We start from the raw sequence: 911 nt of genomic DNA, 5'->3' as shown, positions 1-911 counted from the left end.
GCCGGCAGAGCCGGCAACGCGCCCTGGCGCAACCCGCGCGCGATTGCACCCCCGCCCAGGCTACACACAGGCATTGCGACACTGTAGTATTGAGAACTATTCACATTCACTGTCGAGTCGTTCCCGGTGCACACGCCTTCCTCCAAGCTCGGCTTCTTCTTCAGCGACCACCACCGCTGGCTGCTGCAACACATCCAGAAGCGCCTGCGCAACCGCGCCGACGCCGAAGACACGGCTGCCGAGGCGTTCTGCCAATTGCTGGTGGCGCGGGTTGATCCGGACAGCATCCAGCAACCGCGGGCCTTTCTGTCGACCATCGCGCGCCGGCTGATCTTCGACCGCCACCGCCGCCGCCAACTCGAAAATGCCTACCTGGAACGCCTGTCGAGCCTACCCGAGCAGGTAGCGCCCTCCCCGGAGGAACAACTGCTGCTGGTCGAAGCGCTGGTGGCCATCGACCGAGCGCTCACCGGCCTGCCCGCGGTGGTCAAGGCAGCCTTCCTCTACAGCCAGCTCGATGGCCTGAGCTATGTGGAGATCGGGCGCAAGCTCGCGCTGTCGGAACGCACCGTCAGCCGCTACATGAAACAGGCCCTGCGCCAGTGCTACCTGGCCGAGATGGCACCATGAGCAAGGCCCGCCTCGACCCGGCCGCGGAGCAGGCCATCGACTGGATGGTGCGCTTGAGCGCCGACCGCAACGACACCCGCCTGCACGCCCGTTTCGATACCTGGCTCAACAGCGACCCGGCCCATGCCCAGGCCTGGGGCCGGCTGCAGGAGCGCCTGGGTGGCGCGTTCGGCACCGTGCGGGCGCTGGACCAGCGCCTGCCCGGCCAGGCCGGCGAAGCCCGGCGCGTGCTGATGCAGCCCGGCACCTCCCGGCGCGAGGTGCTGCGCGCCATCGGCGGG

2 protein-coding genes are annotated in these 911 nt (G+C 68.5%); both read left to right on the top strand.

The annotated features are described in order from the left end of the window. Window positions 1-126 precede the first annotated feature (126 nt). A complete protein-coding gene (locus DN388_RS08870) occupies window positions 127-630 on the top strand; it encodes a sigma-70 family RNA polymerase sigma factor (RefSeq protein ID WP_043860903.1) in 504 nt (167 codons plus the stop codon). Then, window positions 627-911 (top strand): DUF4880 domain-containing protein (locus DN388_RS08865; protein WP_254998859.1); only part of this gene is annotated, 285 nt, incomplete at its 3' end. The genes DN388_RS08870 and DN388_RS08865, both read left to right, overlap by 4 nt.

It is taken from the genome of Pseudomonas sp. S12(2018), from assembly GCF_024355235.1.
Taxonomy (GTDB): Bacteria; Pseudomonadota; Gammaproteobacteria; order Pseudomonadales; family Pseudomonadaceae; genus Aquipseudomonas; species Aquipseudomonas palmensis.
The sequence above is the reverse complement of the archived record's forward strand: the minus strand, read 5'-3'. Positions and strand labels throughout refer to the sequence as shown.